This window comes from Aliivibrio wodanis (assembly GCF_052920805.1).
On the sequence record NZ_JBREXA010000002.1, the window covers coordinates 1,672,843 to 1,691,453 of the forward strand.

The 18,611-nt window shown below is 38.6% G+C and carries 14 protein-coding genes; 5 read left to right on the forward strand and 9 right to left on the reverse strand.

The features are described 5' to 3' along the window. Positions 1 to 153: 153 nt before the first annotated feature. The 4 genes from recD to ACU5DF_RS15680 form a co-directional block, all read right to left on the reverse strand. Positions 154 to 2,172, reverse strand: coding sequence for an exodeoxyribonuclease V subunit alpha (recD, locus tag ACU5DF_RS15665; protein ID WP_446713506.1), 2,019 nt, complete (start codon positions 2,170 to 2,172; stop codon positions 154 to 156). Beyond that, positions 2,165 to 5,791: an exodeoxyribonuclease V subunit beta gene (gene recB, locus ACU5DF_RS15670; protein ID WP_446713507.1), complete on the reverse strand. Its 3,627-nt coding sequence runs from the start codon at positions 5,789 to 5,791 to the stop codon at positions 2,165 to 2,167. Before recB ends, recD begins: the two co-directional genes overlap by 8 nt. Before the next feature lie 334 nt (positions 5,792 to 6,125). Next, the gene (recC, locus tag ACU5DF_RS15675; protein ID WP_446713508.1) at positions 6,126 to 9,545 is read right to left on the reverse strand and encodes an exodeoxyribonuclease V subunit gamma; all 3,420 of its coding nucleotides are present in this window, start codon (positions 9,543 to 9,545) and stop codon (positions 6,126 to 6,128) included. Between the two features lie 80 nt (positions 9,546 to 9,625). Further along, complete coding sequence (locus ACU5DF_RS15680) at positions 9,626 to 10,615, reverse strand: TDT family transporter (RefSeq protein ID WP_446713509.1); 990 nt, start codon at positions 10,613 to 10,615, stop codon at positions 9,626 to 9,628. Positions 10,616 to 10,740: 125 nt separating this feature from the next. Here ACU5DF_RS15680 and ACU5DF_RS15685 point away from each other — a divergent pair, with 125 nt between their 5' ends. From ACU5DF_RS15685 to ACU5DF_RS15700, 4 genes are all read left to right on the forward strand, one after another. Continuing rightward, a complete protein-coding gene (locus ACU5DF_RS15685; protein WP_446713510.1) occupies positions 10,741 to 11,619 on the forward strand; it encodes a LysR substrate-binding domain-containing protein in 879 nt (292 codons plus the stop codon). 85 nt (positions 11,620 to 11,704) lie between these two features. Then, the gene (locus ACU5DF_RS15690; RefSeq protein WP_060993696.1) at positions 11,705 to 11,995 is read left to right on the forward strand and encodes a YebG family protein; all 291 of its coding nucleotides are present in this window, start codon (positions 11,705 to 11,707) and stop codon (positions 11,993 to 11,995) included. Positions 11,996 to 12,214: 219 nt separating this feature from the next. Further along, positions 12,215 to 13,246: a 2,3,4,5-tetrahydropyridine-2,6-dicarboxylate N-succinyltransferase gene (gene dapD, locus ACU5DF_RS15695; RefSeq protein ID WP_446703259.1), complete on the forward strand. Its 1,032-nt coding sequence runs from the start codon at positions 12,215 to 12,217 to the stop codon at positions 13,244 to 13,246. 112 nt (positions 13,247 to 13,358) lie between these two features. Beyond that, positions 13,359 to 13,547, forward strand: a complete 189-nt coding sequence (locus ACU5DF_RS15700; RefSeq protein ID WP_045101342.1) for a YqaE/Pmp3 family membrane protein — start codon at positions 13,359 to 13,361, stop codon at positions 13,545 to 13,547. Between the two features lie 27 nt (positions 13,548 to 13,574). Here the strand turns inward: ACU5DF_RS15700 and ACU5DF_RS15705 are convergent, their stop codons facing one another. Next, positions 13,575 to 14,567, reverse strand: a complete 993-nt coding sequence (locus tag ACU5DF_RS15705) for a LysR family transcriptional regulator (protein ID WP_446713511.1) — start codon at positions 14,565 to 14,567, stop codon at positions 13,575 to 13,577. Between the two features lie 50 nt (positions 14,568 to 14,617). Between ACU5DF_RS15705 and chrA the strand changes: the two genes are divergently transcribed. Next, positions 14,618 to 15,769 carry a chromate efflux transporter gene (chrA, locus tag ACU5DF_RS15710; protein WP_446713512.1) on the forward strand — a complete coding sequence of 384 codons (1,152 nt, stop codon included), beginning with the start codon at positions 14,618 to 14,620 and terminating at the stop codon, positions 15,767 to 15,769. A 37-nt stretch (positions 15,770 to 15,806) separates the two neighbouring features. Here the strand turns inward: chrA and ACU5DF_RS15715 are convergent, their stop codons facing one another. From ACU5DF_RS15715 to ACU5DF_RS15730, 4 genes are read right to left on the reverse strand one after another with little or no spacing between them, the layout of a single operon-like run. Continuing rightward, positions 15,807 to 16,232, reverse strand: a complete 426-nt coding sequence (locus tag ACU5DF_RS15715) for a type IV pilus modification PilV family protein (RefSeq protein WP_045101339.1) — start codon at positions 16,230 to 16,232, stop codon at positions 15,807 to 15,809. After that, positions 16,222 to 17,457 (reverse strand): hypothetical protein, encoded by a 1,236-nt coding sequence (locus tag ACU5DF_RS15720; protein ID WP_446713513.1) that lies wholly within the window; start codon positions 17,455 to 17,457, stop codon positions 16,222 to 16,224. Before ACU5DF_RS15720 ends, ACU5DF_RS15715 begins: the two co-directional genes overlap by 11 nt. After that, the gene (locus ACU5DF_RS15725; protein WP_045101337.1) at positions 17,454 to 18,050 is read right to left on the reverse strand and encodes a PilW family protein; all 597 of its coding nucleotides are present in this window, start codon (positions 18,048 to 18,050) and stop codon (positions 17,454 to 17,456) included. Before ACU5DF_RS15725 ends, ACU5DF_RS15720 begins: the two co-directional genes overlap by 4 nt. Further along, complete coding sequence (locus ACU5DF_RS15730) at positions 18,031 to 18,531, reverse strand: pilus assembly FimT family protein (RefSeq protein WP_446713514.1); 501 nt, start codon at positions 18,529 to 18,531, stop codon at positions 18,031 to 18,033. The genes ACU5DF_RS15725 and ACU5DF_RS15730 overlap by 20 nt, the downstream gene beginning before the upstream one ends. Positions 18,532 to 18,611 lie beyond the last annotated feature (80 nt).

Sequence of the window (18,611 nt, forward strand, 5' to 3'; positions counted from 1 at the left end):
TTGGTAGAAAAAAGATCCGGTATTCCTTCCGAATTTTAGAGGCGCAATTATAAGCATTTATTTCATATTTACTAGAGGTGGAGAAGAAAATGACTATTACATATATGAAATAATACAGCGGCTAATATTTTCTTTATTAACCACTGTATTTATTTAGCTCATCAATGATGCTAATCCACTGTTTCTCTGAGTTTTAATCATGACTCCTCGCGCCACCACTTTCTCTGTTGCGAACAGATCGAGTTTTTTCTTCGCTCGAGTAACACCCGTATAAATCAACTCTCGCGTTAAGATTGGGCTGAACTCAGCAGGTAAAGCTAAAACTGTATGTTCAAACTCAGACCCTTGAGATTTATGAATCGTCATTGCATACACGGTTTCATGCTCTGGTAATTGGCTTGGTAATACTCCACGAATCGAACCATCCGGCATATCAAAATAAACACGTAAGCGTTGATCAACAGGATCTGGCATCGCAATACCAATATCACCATTATAAAGACCTACGCCATAATCATTTTGAGTCACCATGACAGGACGACCTGAATACCACACTTCATCACCATGAGGAATTAAATCAGATTTTCTTAATCCTTTTTCAATGCGTTGATTAAGCCCTACAACCCCAAAGTCGCCTTCGCGCATTGCACACAATAATTGAATCTGGCTAAAGGCTTTTAATGCCACTTCTGGTTTATCGCCCGCATGGATATGGCCTAAATAACTGCGATAGCCATTTACCATCATGGTGATCATTGCGTTATAACTATCATTGCTTAAATCATGAAAACGAATATCTGAGAACCCTTTAGCCCATACCGCTTCTACTTTAAATTTGCTGCCTTCATTAATGGCTTTGGCAAGCTGCCCTATACCTGATCGAGCATCAAAACGGTAACTCTTTTGCAGCATACACAAGCTATCAGCTACCGCGTTATTGTGCGATTGCACAGGCAAAGCATAGCCTGTTAATTGAGATAATTGTTGTGCTTGATTCTGGCTGTAACCCATTTTGGTAAACTGACAGATATCACCTAACACCGCTCCCGCTTCAACTGAGGCTAACTGATCTTTATCGCCCAATAAAATAACACGCGCGTGTTCTGGTACCGCATCGAGCAGTCGGGCCATCATAGCTAAATCGACCATCGAGGCTTCATCCACCACCAATACATCAAGGTGCAATGGATTGCTTTTGTTATGACGAAAATCTACTTGGTTTGGAATATAACCAAGCAAGCGATGCAGCGTACTTGCGTCTGTCGGGATCGCTTCTTTTACTTCTGGTGCTAAACCAATAGATTGCACCGCTTGACCAATAGATTCAGTCAAACGCGCTGCGGCTTTACCAGTAGGAGCCACTAACTTAATTGCGATGCTTTTATTGTCTTGCTGAGCTTGAGTCACTAGGGAAGCCAAAAGCTTGGTAACCGTGGTTGTTTTACCCGTTCCTGGGCCACCAGAGATCACCGAGAATCGACGAGTTAACGCCACAGCTGCCGCGACTTTTTGCCAATTCACACAATGGTTATTTGGAATTAATTGATCTAACGTTTCTAATTCTGAAGATTTAGTCGCGGCTAATAAAACCGCATCAATTGCCTGCCAATCCAGATCATCAGACTGAACAACATCAAGCATATCGCACACCAATTGTTGGCGAGAAACTTGGTTATTATTCTCTAACTTTTTCAATGCTGAAAATACAAAATGATACTGACGGGCAAACAACTCATCCAATGTATTCGATAGCTGAGGATTTACCGCCACACTTTGCGCCGCTTTAGTTATACGGTTAGACACTCGTTGCTCAAACGCCCAATAGCGTTGTAAATACAAGCGAGTACCATCAAAAGCTAAAGGTTTGGCTTCTGTACCATTCGATACCGTAGAGGCATTGGTTAACTCAGAAATCCAGCTACTTTTTTCTGGAACTAATTCCAATAGCGCATCACGATACTTTGCAGGCAACGTAAACAAATCACCTTGTTCTATTTGCTCAATATCAATACAGACGTGACCTTTTCCTAACTCATGACTGGTAATAGCAGACAGCAACATAATGAGATTTTTATCGCTGTATTTTTCTTGCTGAGCTATAAATTTGGCAAATTGAAGATCCAATGGGCGAAGTACACCATGAGCCATTAAGTATTGTAATTGCTTAAGCATCGACTGTTTCTCCATCTACCAATAACTCTAATTCTTCTAATAACACTTCACTTGGTTTTGAATAAAAGACCCCATTTGAATTGCTATCATGCCCCTCATGACTATTTTCAATACCACGCAAGAAAATATAATACGCACCACCAAAATGGGTATCGTAATCATAATCGGCAATACGGCTTTTCAAGAATCGATGCAACGCTAAAGCATACAACTGATATTGGAAGTCATAACGATGATCTCGCATTGCTTCAATTAAAGCGTCACCGCCGTAGCATTCTGGGGAATCTCCCAAATGATTTGATTTCCAATCGAGAACGTAATATTTTCCTTCATGCTCAAACACTAAATCGATAAAGCCTTTTAGCATGCCGCTAACGGTCGAGAAGCCAAGTTCTCCTGCACGAGCAGATACTTCATCGTGTTTGGCGATGGTTTTATTAACTAAACTCGAATTCAATAACGTTATCGGTAGTAAAAATTCCATTTCAACCAAACGTTGAGCTGGATCTTTGGTTGCCAAGCGTAAATCGTGACCATCCAACGGACAATCGAGCACGCGTTGCATCATGCTTTGAACGACGTCTAACCACTCTACATCGTAGTTTTCTTTTTCTAATAGCTTGATGATTATTTGTGTATTTTCTTCGCTATTAATTGGTTGAGTAAATTCAACCTCTTCAAACAATGAGTGTAAAAACGTACCCGCTCTCGCACCGCGAGGGAAAGTAAAAATAGTGCGTTCAGGCTCTAAATCTAACTCTTTTTCATCTTTATCTTCAGCTGAATCTAAATCCAAATTAATTAATTCTAACGAGGTGTCATTATGATGATTACCTTGTTTCACCAAACCGGAATAACTGGTCATCCACCAATTACTTTTTACAGGCTGATTCAATTTGTTGGCCGTTAATGCTAACGAGTTATCGTCTGCTTCTTGATAAAGCACATCACTCAAGGTTTGGGGTGATTGGATCACCATAGGCGAATTGCCTGCTATTAATTTTTCAAGACACGCTTGAAGCTCAGCAATATCACATTCATCCGCTTGTTGGATCAAATACCCTAAACCAGAAAGATGTACACCCGTTGGTGGTTTTTTCGACGTGCCTTTACCTATAGGTGCCATGCCAATATAACAAGCATAAACAGCACGAGTCAGCGCAACATAAATCAAACGTAAGTCTTCGGCTAAGCGTTCTTTTTCTGCCTTCTCAACGGAATCATCTTCTTTTAATAAATCCAACACCGAGTAACGATTGTCTTCATCATAAAAGCTAACTTCGCCTTTTTTATCCACGGCTCGATAGGAGCAAACAAAAGGCAAAAAGACGAGATCGTATTCCAACCCTTTTGATTTATGAATTGTCACGATCTGCACCAAGTTACGCTCAGATTCTAAACGTACCGTTTGCTCTTCAGCATCGCCATTAGGTTCAGAAATCGCATCAGATAACCAACGCAACAATCCATAGTCACTGTCGAGGGTTTGGCTTGTTTGTTGTAATAATTCACCAATATGCAATAAATCGGTTAAGTGACGTTCACCGCCATTTTCAGCCAGTAAACGCTCTGAAATACCTTGTTGAGTAATAATTTGATGCAACATAGGCATGATGCCACGTTGTAACCAATGCTTACGGTAGGCGCGGAACTCATTAACGGCTAATTCCCACTGCATTTCATCGACATTAAATTGATGTAGTTGATCGGCCGTATAAGCAAACAAAGACGAGGCTAATGCAGAACGAACCGCTCGTGCATCCGTTGGCGTCATTGCAGCCTGCAATAAACGCAAAATGTCTTTAGCTAAAGGAGAAGAAAATACACTGTCTCGGTTCGACAAATAAACACTGGCAATACCTTGTTTTGATAAGGCTTCACGAACCAATTTACCTTCTTTACCAGTACGAACCAGGACCGCAATATCACCCGCTTTGATGGCTTGTTTTTTCTCGCCATTTTGTAAATACGCCGAGCCCTGTTGCGCTCCAGTCAAAATAGTTTGAATTTGTGCAGCGGTTGATTCTGCCATCACACGCTGATAGGTGGTTTTATTTACCGGATTGCCATCTTTACTCTCTTGCAACCAAAAGGTCATTGCTGGCTGAGTTTGATTATCTAGTGCCCATGATTTTTGCTCGGCACTAACAGGGTTATATTTAACTGGATAAAACGGAATATCGTCATCGTATAAAAAGGGCTGCTTGCCATGTTCAAAAATACGATTCACTGACGACACCATATCTGCGGTTGAACGCCAGTTAGTATCCAAGGTGTAATGATCCGCAACTTGGCGGCGCGCTTGAATATAAGTAAAAATATCCGCGCCACGGAAAGCATAAATCGCTTGTTTTGGATCGCCGATCATAAACAAACCACACTGTGGCTGATCTTGATAAAGCGAACTAAAAATCGAATATTGCAGCGGATCGGTATCTTGGAATTCGTCGATCAAAGCGACTGGATATTGCTCGCGGATTTTATCTAGCAATAAGGCGTTTTCTTTATTTTCTGTGGCTTGAGATAACTGACTTAACAAATCATCAAACGATAACCAGTTCTTCTGCTCTTTTGCTTGCTGTAAGGTGTCTCGACAGCGATGAATGGCTAAAGATAACAATGGCTGTTTTATTTCTAATGGCTGCGCTAAAAAGTCATCAATTAATTTAAATACCGCGTGTTCTGGTGCTTCGCCTTTTTTGGTCTTATCAATTAATAACGATTGAGAAAACTTTTCAAGCTTATCGTGTACTTGCAATGAGGTTGTTGGGTTATTGGCCCACAATGACACTTGCTCTAACCAGTTTGGTAAATTCTTTTTAGTGTAGCTGCGTTTATCAACACCTGAGCCTGAAATTAAGGCTTCAAAATCAGCACAATGTGACGACCATTGCTGCTTTAATTCATCTATTCGTGCAATGCCCTGCTGACAAAACTCTTCCAATGAACTTTCTAGTGGTTCAACCGTTAAATGCTTTGGGACACCAGTAAGACTATTGCCCATATCACCTAATAATGCAGAAGGGCTTGGCCAACAATCATAAACACTTTCAGCCACCATTTTAGGAAGATGATAAAAACTACGGCGCCAAAAATCTGCGGCCACTTGATGCATTAATTTGGCTTGGTCGGTAACAAATTCACTTTCAAACTGAGCGCCAGATTCAAATGCATTTTGCGTTAGCATACGCTGACAAAAGCCATGAATAGTAAAGATTGAGGCTTCATCCATACTGCGCTCAGCATTCAATAATATGTGAGCTGCTGACTTATGATCAGAAATAGCAGCTAATAACGGATCAATAACGGGATCGCCACTCTTATAATCACTTTTATGCACAGCACGAGCAAACGCTAAGCGAGCATCATGGATCTTAGCTCGAATTCGCTCTCTTAATTCTGCGGTTGCCGCTTCCGTAAAAGTCACTACCAGTATTTTATCTACGGTTAATTCTTCACTATGGCGACTGTTCTCATCACCATGCCCTAATAGTAAACGTAGGTATAAACTGGCAATGGTAAAGGTTTTACCTGTACCTGCGGAAGCTTCAATTAAACGTGTCCCATGTAAAGGAAACGTCATTGCATTCAATTGATTTGGAGCTGCGATTGTCGTCATCGAACATCACCATTTTTATTTATCATCAACACTCTGTTTTTACAGACTATTTGTGTGACCCATATCGTAGTTCATTAGGAACAACGATAATAAAATTAATAAAGCGACCAATGTGAGATCTTTCTCACGGTTCACTTTTTATGCTTTGTTACACTCTGCGCACTTACAAAGAGCTCATTAAATGTGCATTTGTATTAAAGGATTCGGTCAACCTCTGACCTGTGGCCGTACAGCGAACGCCCTACACTAAAAATGATTTACTGGCGGCCACCCTACTCTTTTCTTCCGTGCTTTTTCTTCAATACCTTTTTCTTAAGCATTACTTTGTTTTAAACTACAGCTTTTCTTTCTCACTGTGTAACAAGGCATCATGTAATACGTTTTTCGCGTTATCAAAAATAGTCTGACCTAATTCGTCATTCCACTCGGGCCACATACGCATAACATAATCATTGCTGTTTTCACCCGCGTAACGAGTTCCATTGTATTCATCTGCCATTTTTTTTAGTGCTTTTTCATGAGTTTCTTCATCGTCATTCCACACACCTTTTTTATCTATGTGTGCTTCTAGCCCAGCTAATGCCGCTTTTGGTAAATAAGGCAATGGTGCACAGTTACCAGAAATATAAAGACTTAATATAACTTCTAAATGTTGATACGCTTTTTCTGTTTCGATTGGCTCAAAATGATAAATCGCATCGGTGCCAAAGAGATGAGTAAATTGCTGTTGCTTCATCGCACACAAACAAAGATGATCAATCCACGTTGCTAAGATTTCATGTGAACGAATTTTACCCCCACGATAACGCAGCATTCCCGCTTGATAACGCTGTTTTAGCCAGCCTTGTAATTCCATTTCACCATGAGGAAAAGTAAAGTGTAAACGCACTTCTTGATCCTCTAATAGTGATGTCGTTAATGGCTGAATATGAGCCACTAACTCTTTTACCGTGTTCACTTCTTTGTCTGCCGCGATCTCACCAAAGCTACCAATAGGTAATTTTCCTTGCGCTTTTTGTTGCTGATAAAACTCACGACTTAGTTGAGATACTTGGTTAGGATCATCATAGGCCAATAACTCTTCTAGCAATTCTGATTTCATTCCATAACCAGTACGACCATCAATAGAAAACGGTTCATCATCTTCAACTCGACTCTCTACCGTTTCAAAAAATACTTTTAAACCACGGTTAAAGAAATAGGCGACAGGTAAGCGCCAAAAGCGTTGTAGTTCGGTTAATTCAAGCTCTTTTGATTCTGGTGCAAATACTAAAGGTTCAGTTTGGAATTCTGGCGCGGCTTGGCCTTCGAGTTTTGCGGTTGGCAGCCATTCACTGGCATAACTGGTGTTATCACCCACAAAACTCTGTTGGCTATAAGGAACCAAAGGATGTTCTATTGTTAATTTTTTAACTAAGCGTTTAGCTGACTCTTCAGGGTTCAGCTCACTATCGCCATCTAGACAATAACTTTGCTGACAATACTCAAGCAGTTCACTCACCAAAACAGAAGGGGCTTTTTCTGTATTATCTCGAATAGAGCGACCTATATAGCTGAGATAAAACGCTTTATTCGCCGATTGCAGTGCTTCTAAAAACAGATATCTATCATCATCTCGACGTGAACGGTCACCCGGCTTCATGCGTTTCTGCATTAAATCGAAACCTTCAACTGGCATGGTTCTCGGATAAGACCCATCTGTCATCCCAAGTAAACACACCACATCAAATGGAATTGAACGCATCGGCATCAAGGTACAGAAATTTACTTGTCCTGCTAAGAAACGCTGACTTGCTTTGCCACCTGATAAGTTGTTTTTCAGGTAATTATTAATGATCGCTGCTGAAATTGGCGCTTCAAAGCCCGCATCTTCTAAATTTTCTTCCAGTTTTTGCAATTGATCTCGAATGCTTTTAACGACCAGCTCACCTTCTAATTCGACATCTAAAAAATCGTCCATTAGTTGGTTAATAATGGTGCGCCATGCATTAATGGTTTGCGCTTGGCCTAGGGTGATCTGATAAGTCAAAAGCTGATCAATAAAGTGCGCTAAGTTACCTGCTATTTCGGCATTCATGCCTTGCACTTGTTCGTAGCTCGCCATGCCTTCAAATAAACCCGCGTCTTGCTCCATCGCATAACCAAGCAACATTCTCTGAATACCAAATAACCATGAATTTTGATTATGTTCAGGAAGATCAAAATGCGCAGAGGTGCTGTTATCCAATCCCCAGCGAATACCGGTTTCTTCTGCCCATCGTTTTACTATTTCAAACTGCTCGGCATTAAATTTAAAACGTGACATGACCGCAGGAACTTCCAACAAACTTAATAGCTCTGATAAACCACAACGATTCTCAGGTAACGCCATTAAGTTCATGAAGGCCAATAACACTGGATTTTCTTGCTCAGCACTTTGATCGGAAATAGCAAAAGGAATGTAGCGATCGAATGCTGCGTTACCAAAGACGGCTTGGATCGCCGCACTGTACACATTGATATCTGCCACCATCACAATAATATCGCGAGGTTTTAATTCTGGATCATTTGCGAACATATCCAATAATTGATCGTGTAAAACTTCTACTTCACGCATTGGGCTATGACATGAATGTAAAAGAATCGAACGATCATCAGCGCTGATTGGTTGCTTGTGTTCACTGTTATCAAGCACATCATCACGACTGCGTTCTTCTAAATTTAAAATATCAGATTGGATAGAATGTAAGAGGTTGTCATTATTTACACCAACAAAAGCATCAATTTCTTGTGCTTCCATTTCTGATAATAGACAAAGATTATCTCGACCTAATTTCCCCCATGATGCAAGCAGTGAATTACCTACTTCTGAAGTGTGCAGCTCATCTTCAAAATTTGCATCAAGCGATCCTTTTAATTGCTCCGTATCACCGATTTGCTCACTGTGATCATCTAACCATTTTACTTGCAGACGATTACGCGCCTCTAAACGAGCGAGGTACTTTCTGTCTCGAATTTCACCCCAGTAATAACGACAAGGATTGGTAAACATTAAATGCACATCAATGTGTTGCCCAAGAGCCGCTAGCGCATCTAAATAACGAGGAGGTAATGAAGTAATACCCACCACAAATAAACGCTTAGGCATGCCTTTTGGCAAGGTTCCCGTTTGCAAATAATTTTCTAAGGTTTCAATAAAGTGCTCGAACATATTGGCACGATGATAAGGAGAATGACCCAGCGCTAGGGTTTGATCATACAGCGCTTGCCATAAAATAGGCTGCCAAGGATGTTCGCCTTCTAATTCAGTAACCTCTTCACCGGCTTCCCATTTTTGGACCCATTCTGGGCGGAATACTAAATATTGGTCAAAGATATCGGCAATTTTTGCAGCGAGTTGGTAGCACTTCAGTTGTTTGTCATCATTTTCTAAATAGCGTTGCAGTGGCGCAAATTCATCTTGTTTTAATAACTCTGGTAATAATGTCACGATCTTCCACGTCATGGCTTCTTTATTAAAAGCACTGCGCTTTGGCACGTCATCCAGAACCTGAGTAAACAAGTCCCAAATAAAAGTAGCAGGAAGTGGAAAAGTAAGGTTAGCGGCAATGCCTAACTCTTTGGCGAGTTCGATTTTAAGCCATTGCGACATACCCGGGCTTTGAACCAGAATTTGCTCTTGCTCAAATGGGTTATCTAGAGGGTTTAGACGAATTAATTCAACGACAAGAGATTTAAGAACATCAAGTTGATTTGAATGATAAACAGTAAACACACCCAGCTCGCTTATAAAGAAATGAAAGTCTCTATAGCTTAACGTAACTGGATGTGTTTTAAGAGAAAAAGATTACGAATTTAGTGTGCGTGTTTAGGGTTTGCTAAACGATTAGCCATACGTGTTATTGGGCGATAGTGTGCTAGATAATGCGCTGCGACATAACTCACCACACAAGTAGCAACAACTAATTCAACAACCGCTAATGTTCTTACTTGGTAAACATAATCTGCGACTACACCTTGAGATAACATCCAGTTCGCCGTTTTAAATAATGCTGTCGCACCAATCACCATTGGGAAAGTAAATGCTGCATAGCCTGGACTAAATGGAAGTCTCATTAATTTAAAGAAAGCCATATAAATTACGCTTGTCATTAATACGGCAATACCAAACAAAAGTGCAATAATCACTGGTGATGGAGATGCTGTTACAGTTAAATAGCCTGCTAAAGATAAGCTTGCTGGTGCAGCCATAATTGCAATCGTTGGTTTTGCAGCGTCTGGTACTTCATTACAAAACATTAAACGATAAATCATAATTGGTAGCATGATGGCATAAATGATTAATCCAAACATTAATATCCAATGCGCTACTGGTGCTAATGCAGGGTTACCCGAAAAAGACACATCAGCGACCACTAAACCTACTGGTGGGACAAACCAACTAGGTACCATGTGGTGTAGTTCAAAATCTTTTGCTCGATGATAAATAAAAGAGATTAAGAAAATAAGATGAAGTGCAATTGCAGCAAGCCATAAAGCATCACCAGCCGCTGGATAAAAATGCCCAAGACTGCTTGATACAACCATTGTGCCCATCGCAAATGTTGGAGCTACACTGCCGACAACAGGGTGAGCAAGTTCACTCCATAATACCGATGGATGAAATAAAAATTTAATCGCTAATACAAATAATAGTACAGAAGCTATTGCTGCTGAGATCCATTGCGCATAACCATTAAGCGGCAATGCGTTCTCCCAGCACCAACCTAAACTGGCAATCCCAAGAGCTAACCCTGCCATTGGCGTTGGTGCACCTGCTACTTTTTGTTTTGTGTAATTAAGCATGACATTGTTCTCTTTACTATTTAACGATGAAGCTATTTTACCGCTTACTTTTCATTAATAAAATTTGAATAAAATAAATACTACGTTAAAATAAACTTAACGATTGTAATTTAGGACTTCCTGTCATGAGAATTTCACTAAAACAGCTCAATGTATTTACGGCAATCGCTCAAGAAAAAACAATGACAAAAGCGGCTGAAAGACTTTTTATTACAAAGCCAGCGGTTAGTCTTTCATTATCTGAACTTGAAAAAAATTTGGGTTACAAAATATTTGATCGCGTAAATAATCGTTTAGTGCTAAATAGTGAAGGCCGTCAACTTCTTCCTTTAGCTGACGAATTACTAGAACGAGCAGAAGCTATTGAACATCAATTTACTGTAGACAGCCAACTAACTGGTTCATTAAATATTGGTGCCAGTGATACGATAGGCAATCATATAGCACCGGTATTACTTAATAAATTTCAACAACAGCACCCTTGCGATATCCAACAACTGTTTATTTCTAATACTGCACAAATTATAAATAGATTATTGGAATTTCAATTAGATATAGGCTTAGTTGAAGGTAAAGCACATCACCCAAAATTAAATATGATTGAATGGCAATCTGACGATATGTATTTAGTGTGCGCCCCTTCTCATCCGTTGGCAACTAAGAATCAGGTTAGTCTAGATGATTTAGAGCATTCCACTTGGTTATTACGAGAAGAAGGCTCTGGTAGTCGAGAATATTTTATTAATCATATCGCATCTAATTTGAGCGATTGGCATGAATCATTACAACTTCATACCACTGAGGCGATAATTAATTGTTGTTCACAAAATATGGGGTTAGCGTGTTTATCTCAACTTGCTGCTCAAAATGCGATAAATGATGGTCGATTAATAAAACTATCTTATGAGGAATCATTAACTCGCCAATATTGGTTACTACTTCATAAAGAAAAGTACCAAACGCCATTACTAAAACAGTTTCTCACCTATTGTGAAGAGAGTTAACTAGCTCCAATTTTACTGGCTCTAAGTGGACAAAAAACCTCATTTACTGTATAAAACACCAGTTAATTTAATAGGAGAGACGACCATGGCTGTTATCGTCAAATATGTAGTTGAGCGCAACGGAGAAGAGAAGATGACTTTTACCTCTAAGACTGAAGCCGATGCTTATGACAAAATGCTGGATGTTGCAGATGAGCTTTTTACTCTGCTAAATGAAAGTAATTTAATTGAAGATGAAGGGAAACAAGAAGAGTTGTCTCTTTATCTAGCTAAGCACAAAGAAGATGTCTTAGTTGCTTTAGGTGCGAAACGTAAACCAGCACCTAAAAAAGCAAAGATTGAAGCAGTAAAAGACGAAGAATCTGACGCCGCTTAATTCTGATGATAAATATACTTTAAAGACTAATAGCAGCCTAATACGCTGCTATTTTACTTTTTAACTCCTAATCAATGTTTCCTTTTTCTTACACTTTTTCTCTCTTCTTACTAAATATTTCTTACTTTCGCCCTTCTATATCACAGCAACTCTCTTTATGATGTGAAGTAAGATTTATTTTTAAATACTAATATTTATATGGAAATGGAGAATTATTACATGGCTCATTTTGCTCTTGCCTTTGGTACAGCGACAAAAAACCGCGACAATAAAATCATTGAAGCATTTTTCCCACACCCAGTATTGAACCCTTCGGAGTCTTTAGTTGCTGCTATTGCTCAAGCAAGTGGTTATGCTGAAGGCAACCAAGCTATCGAAATTTCTTCTGAAGTTTGCACTGAACTTGCTAACGCATTTGCAGCAAACGGTGATGTTGCTAACGCTGCGTTTGCAGAAAAAGCAGTTCAATCTAAGCAACCTCTTGTTCTTGTTGTTCTAGCAACTGATGAGCAATCTCAATCTGTTGCAGAAGGTTTCTTAAAGCTTCAACTTATCTCTAACCGTTTAGTTAAGCCACACGGCACAGTACTAGACGGCATCTTTGGCCTTCTTCACAATATTGCTTGGACGAACCAAGGTCCTATCGACCTTCCTGAGCTTGCAGAACGTCAAATCGAAGCTCGTCTAGCAGGCGAAACTCTGACTGTAGATTGTGTTGATAAATTCCCTAAAATGGTGGATTACGTTGTTCCTACTGGTATCCGTATTGCTGATACCTCACGTGTTCGTTTAGGCGCACATGTAGGTGAAGGCACTACAGTTATGCATGAAGGCTTCATCAACTTTAACGCTGGTACTACTGGCGTGAGCATGGTTGAAGGTCGTATCTCTGCGGGTGTTGTTGTTGGGAATGGCTCTGATATCGGCGGTGGTGCTTCTATCATGGGTACACTTTCTGGTGGCGGCAAAATGGTTATCTCTATTGGTGAGAACTGTCTACTTGGCGCTAATGCTGGTCTTGGTTTCCCTATGGGTGATCGCTGTACGATTGAATCTGGCTTATACGTTACTGCTGGCACAAAAGTAAGCATGCTAGATAACCAAGGTAAAGAAGTTGAAGTCGCGAAAGCTCGTGATCTTGCTGGCAAAACAGATCTTCTGTTCCGTCGCAACTCTATCACTGGTCAAATCGAATGTTTAACTAATAAATCAGCAGTTGAACTAAACAGCGAATTACACAGCAATAACTAATTTTTCGTTGCATGATTTGAGTATATTCATGCTCCATTCATGAAGACCAAGATAATATTATGGCCAGTAACTAAATAGTTGCTGGCCATTTTTTATTTATATAGGAAACTCAATGAGACTATTACTTGCTTTATTACTGCCTTGGTTACAGTTTTTTACTATAGGTCGTCCATTTAGCGGCATTATTTGTCTTATCTTACAAATAACATTAATCGGTTGGATCCCTGCTGCTATTTGGTCTGTTTATGCTCTAAGCCAATATAGAACAGATGAAAAAATTAAAGATGCTTTTGGGCGATAGATATTAAATCCAAATAATAATCGAACATTACGTTCTATAAGTATTAACGCTTTTTTCAATGGTTTGAATGAGTAACTCTTTGAGCCATTGATAGCGTTTATTTTCTTTATTTCTCGTTTGCCAAATTAATTGAATATCAAACTCACCAACATTAATTGGCGGCTCTGAATGAACTAGTTTTTCAGAAAAAAGATCGAGCTGAGCCATCAACTCTGGCACAACACAAATCAAATCTCTTTTTTTCATTAAGTGCCTAATGGTTAAAAAATGTTTAGAAGCGACACTAACTGAACGGTGAACACCTAATCCTTTTAACTCTTTATCTACCCCTGTTTTTAATGCGCCATCAGGACTCACTAGCGCATGGGGCAAAGAAATGTAATCAGCTAGACTAATTGGTGCTTTAAATTGATGCCTCATGCCATCCCACATACATACGTGTTTTTCTGTATATAACGTTTGATATTGAAACTCTTTTTGCTCTGGCTTCATACTACCAATCACTAAATCAAGTGGCTCTGAATCAAATCTATCTTGATAATTGGCTTTATCTACTGTGGTAAAACATAACTGTGCATTTGGTGCTAACTGATGAATAGCATCAAAAATATCAGCGGCAAAAAGAAGCTCTGCGTAATCTGTCATTCCTATTTTAAACGTACCAGTAAACTCACTCGCTTCAAACGTATCTACTTTTAAAATATCTCCTGAGATTGTCTGTAATACCTGAGTGATCATTGGATACAGCTGATTAGCTTTAGCTGTAGGGATCATTTTATGCCCTTGTCGTTCAAACAAAGGATCATTTAATAATTCACGTAGGCGACCAAGGCTATGGCTCATCGCTGACTGTCCTACAAATAATTTATTCGCCGCTAATGAAACACTTTTTGTTTCCATTAATGCACTAAACACGACCAATAAATTAAGATCCACCGCCTTCCAATTAATTTCATTCATAGTTAGTAGCAATTTAATCGATTTGAATAATTGGATAGTAACTCGTAATCTTACTTCCATCAAAACTGAATATCCAAATTTGGATGACACATCAAAAAGCTGAGTACATTATGTTTGAAATATTTAAACGATTTTTTCTTTTAGGTTGGGTTAGCTTCGGTGGGCCTGCTGCTCATATTGGCTATTTCAGAAATGAGTTTGTTCAAAAGCGTGGTTGGATAAGTGAAGAGGAATACGCTCAACTGATCGCCTTAAGTCAGTTCTTACCAGGACCAGGTTCAAGCCAAGTGGGTTTTGCTTTGGGTTATCACAGAAAGGGACTCTTTGGTGCTCTACTCGCATCAATTGGTTTCACATTACCTTCCATTCTTATCATGGTCTTATTAGCAAACATAAGCCATTCATTCTTTGGCAATGACATCTTTGAAGGCATTATTCATGGATTAAAATTATTAGCAGTTGTTGTCGTTGCTGATGCAATTATGGGAATGTATAAAAGTTTTTGTAAGGGCAAAATCACCGTACTTTTATGTATTATGACAGCAAGCTTATTATTAATACTTCCTTCAATAAGCACTCAATTAATTGCCTTATTAATTGCCGCTATCGTTGGACGAATTTATCTAAAATCAGACCAATCAACTGACGTTAAGAAAGAATCTAAAGGTATTAATTGGATACCGCTAGTTATCTTTGGTCTTTGTTTCTTTGCTTTACCGGCTATTGTTAATCATTCACCTTTGCTTGTGCTTTTTTCTGATTTTTTCCAAGCAGGTAGTTTAGTCTTTGGCGGCGGTCACGTAGTACTTCCATTACTACAAAATATTGTTGGCGACCAAACTAGCACTGATAGTTTTTTAACTGGCTATGCTGCTGCACAAGCCGTTCCCGGCCCAATGTTTACCTTTGCTACTTTCTTAGGCTACGAACTATGGAGTGATCAACCTGTTCTTGGTGCTTTAATTGCAACGGTAGCTATTTTCTTACCGGGATTTTTATTAGTACTTGGTGTATTTAGTCATTGGCAAGTTCTAGCTCAAAAATCAGCATTAGCCGGTGCAATTACAGGGATTAATGCATCTGTAGTCGGCTTACTTATCGCGGCATTATATGACCCTGTATTTACCAGCGCTGTAGGTTCTGGTTTAGATATGGCACTCGTTATTGTTGGCTTTGCACTGTTGAAGGTAGTTAAACTTCCAATTGTTGGGTTAGTGAGTTTCTTTATTGTTACAGGTGGAATCATACCTTTTATTAGCTAATAAGTTATAAATTAGGTTCAGATACGAATGTCTGAGCCTAATTAAATTCACTGTACCTTGATATCATTGTTTGTAAGGTTACTGCTTGGGTTTCACCCCATCGGTCACTCCATTCGGCTTTAACTTTCACTTCTTTTAACGTGTTGGTACTTGCTCCTGAAATAACGGCAGGCAAGCTATCTATAACAATCCAAGTAACTTTATAAGAATTAACCAATTCTGGCGCAGTTTGTGTTTGAATTGTATCAAACTGAATGGTTCCATTTCCTCCGTCAATAGAGCGGGTTCTGAAGTACTCTAATTTCGACTCTGCTGCATATAAAGCTTGAATACTTGATGCTGCATATTCTGCTTTTTTATCCATAAACACTTGTAATTTAATCAAGCCAATAACACCAGTAATTAACAAAATAAATGAAATTAAAACTTCTAATAAACTAAATCCTTTTTGTTTAGAAATCATGCCAAGATCCTTTTACCCACCGAGGTTTAATTAACCCTTCAAACACAGAATCAATAACATCTTTATTATATTTAAAGTTTACAGAATTATAAAACAGTGCTGATTGACCAACAGAATCAAAAATTTGTCCACCACTTAAAGTGAATGCACCATGTTGGTAATAAGAAGAGGCTAACAAGTAATCATTTGGAAATATACTTGGTACATGAGAGAGATAAGTGTAGGCTTCCATCCCTTGCCAACTTGATAGCTCAGCCTCTAAAAAAAATTCAGTATTAAAATGAAATAGCAGACCTTTAATTGGAGAGCTACCAGAAGGAGAACCCATTAATGACAGTACACCATCATGAACTAATATAAATACACCATCCGTCAAATTTGATGCATTAGCAAGATCTGCGTAATCAGATGAGGTAATCTCACAGCTTCCCTCAACCCAAATATGTCGTGTCCCTGAGTTTATAACATTAGTGATCTTGCTTCCACACTGACTTTTATTCTGATTCTTCATATCAACAATTTGGAAAATGCCATTATCACGAATGGTATTATGATCTTCTTTTTTCACCCCAAATAAATTTTCAAATGGATTTACCGTCTCATCTCTTACAAAATCTTTTCCTATACCATTCGTCATATGACTATTATGTGGATCCGTAGGATAAGTCACGCAGTCATAACCTTTATTATCAAATGCTATAAATGGCTTCTCTCCATGAATAACTCCTTGGTTAACTGGAGAAGCTGCAGATTCAAATCTATTTTTATACCGTAGCGCCACACACTCCCAGCCATCGGTTGCTAGGCTACCTGGATCTGGAGTAGAAAATGTTGTACTTGCATAAAAATATATATCGGCAGCTGATTTCATAGCACCTGAATTACCACCACCACCTAAACTAAATGTTTTCTTAATCACCTGATTAGATTTTTCGGCGATGATTTGATAGTTAACTCCTCGATTAATATCTAAGTTACCTAGCCCTAAAGATGCACACTCTAGAATAGGGATGCTAGGTACAATTCCTGTCGTCGAGGCCTTTGTAAAAGCACACTCAACTCCCCCTTCCGCAGCCCAGTGCCCTTTTCTTGCTTCAATTTCATTCTGAGCTCTTTTTATCTGATAAAAAATACTTTTGTAACTTCCTAAAGAAAAGATTAACGTTACGACTAAAATCACACTAGAAACAAGAAGCGTGATAGCTCCTCTTTGCTTATTTATCATTTCCAGTTCCTCTGCTTAATTTTTATCGTTGAAGATAATTCATGCGTCGTATCTACTAAATTTGCCGTCGCTGATAATGATAAATAAGCAGAGCTAACGGAATTTCCAAGTAGTGTTTGATTAATAGTAAAATCTGTTATTTTTATAATATTCTCATCCAATAAAGAATAAAAACGTGTACAGGAATTAATATTAGGTATCGTTGGTAAATTTGATTCCGTGCATATTTTTAAAGCCTCTAACTCATGCTTAATACTAACACTACGCCATTTAACTGGAGACAGGTCACTTTGATAAACATAACTAATCTGCGAACCTGAAATATGAATAACATCAGTTGCTCCTGATAACATAGCTGAATAAATATTATCTCCACTAAAACCAGCTCTCTGAGTTTCTTCCTTAACGAAACGTAGTGCGTCATTGAACTCTTGAATTAATAATAAGTTTTTACTTCTATCTGCATACAGTTGTTGACCTTTTATATAAATATTTCCAACTAACATTAATGTAATTAACCCAATAGTTGATGCTATTAATAATTCAATAAGAGATGTACCAATTTGCTTTTTTCTAGCATGATTTAAAATCATAATATACTCCTCCTTCACCACATACAGTAATTCTTCCTGTAATGTTATGAATTGATAATTTTAATTTTTTATTTGTATTTTTATAAATTAAAAAACTCGCAGGCATATGTGGAGTTGCACGTACTGGATTAAAAGTAAGAGATAAAACACTAGATGAAATAAATAAATTCGGATAATCCTGTGACTGTATGTAGCTAAGAGAAGATAGCTTTATATCAGCGATACTCCCAATAGTACTACCCTCTGGATTTAAAGATATAATCCAATCATTAGATTCTACAATATAAAATACTTTTAATGACTTATTTTGTAATACTGATTCTGATTTAGCCTGAATAAAAAAACCTTCGACCTCTCCACTTAGTCGTTTTATTTCTTGTTGTTCTATCAGACGTGAAAAGTTAGGAGCTGCTGCCATTAACAAAATAGATATTACAGCTGTAGTTAAAACTAATTCAAATAGAGTAAACCCGCGAGGCATTTCGCAATTTCCTTTGCAACATTTCAATATGAAATTTTCATCTTGCTATAAAGAGTAACACTGACTAAAAATAGATATAT

Excerpts from the sequence above, each read along its gene's own strand:
- recD (WP_446713506.1), bottom strand. The coding sequence starts at position 2,172 with ATGCTTAAGCAATTACAATACTTAATGGCTCATGGTGTACTTCGCCCA.
- recB (WP_446713507.1), bottom strand. The coding sequence starts at position 5,791 with ATGACGACAATCGCAGCTCCAAATCAATTGAATGCAATGACGTTTCCT.
- ACU5DF_RS15680 (WP_446713509.1), bottom strand. The coding sequence starts at position 10,615 with ATGCTTAATTACACAAAACAAAAAGTAGCAGGTGCACCAACGCCAATG.
- ACU5DF_RS15685 (WP_446713510.1), top strand. The coding sequence starts at position 10,741 with ATGAGAATTTCACTAAAACAGCTCAATGTATTTACGGCAATCGCTCAA.
- ACU5DF_RS15690 (WP_060993696.1), top strand. The coding sequence starts at position 11,705 with ATGGCTGTTATCGTCAAATATGTAGTTGAGCGCAACGGAGAAGAGAAG.
- dapD (WP_446703259.1), top strand. The coding sequence starts at position 12,215 with ATGGCTCATTTTGCTCTTGCCTTTGGTACAGCGACAAAAAACCGCGAC.
- ACU5DF_RS15700 (WP_045101342.1), top strand. The coding sequence starts at position 13,359 with ATGAGACTATTACTTGCTTTATTACTGCCTTGGTTACAGTTTTTTACT.
- ACU5DF_RS15705 (WP_446713511.1), bottom strand. The coding sequence starts at position 14,567 with ATGGAAGTAAGATTACGAGTTACTATCCAATTATTCAAATCGATTAAA.
- chrA (WP_446713512.1), top strand. The coding sequence starts at position 14,618 with ATGTTTGAAATATTTAAACGATTTTTTCTTTTAGGTTGGGTTAGCTTC.
- ACU5DF_RS15715 (WP_045101339.1), bottom strand. The coding sequence starts at position 16,232 with ATGATTTCTAAACAAAAAGGATTTAGTTTATTAGAAGTTTTAATTTCA.
- ACU5DF_RS15720 (WP_446713513.1), bottom strand. The coding sequence starts at position 17,457 with ATGATAAATAAGCAAAGAGGAGCTATCACGCTTCTTGTTTCTAGTGTG.
- ACU5DF_RS15725 (WP_045101337.1), bottom strand. The coding sequence starts at position 18,050 with ATGATTTTAAATCATGCTAGAAAAAAGCAAATTGGTACATCTCTTATT.
- ACU5DF_RS15730 (WP_446713514.1), bottom strand. The coding sequence starts at position 18,531 with ATGCCTCGCGGGTTTACTCTATTTGAATTAGTTTTAACTACAGCTGTA.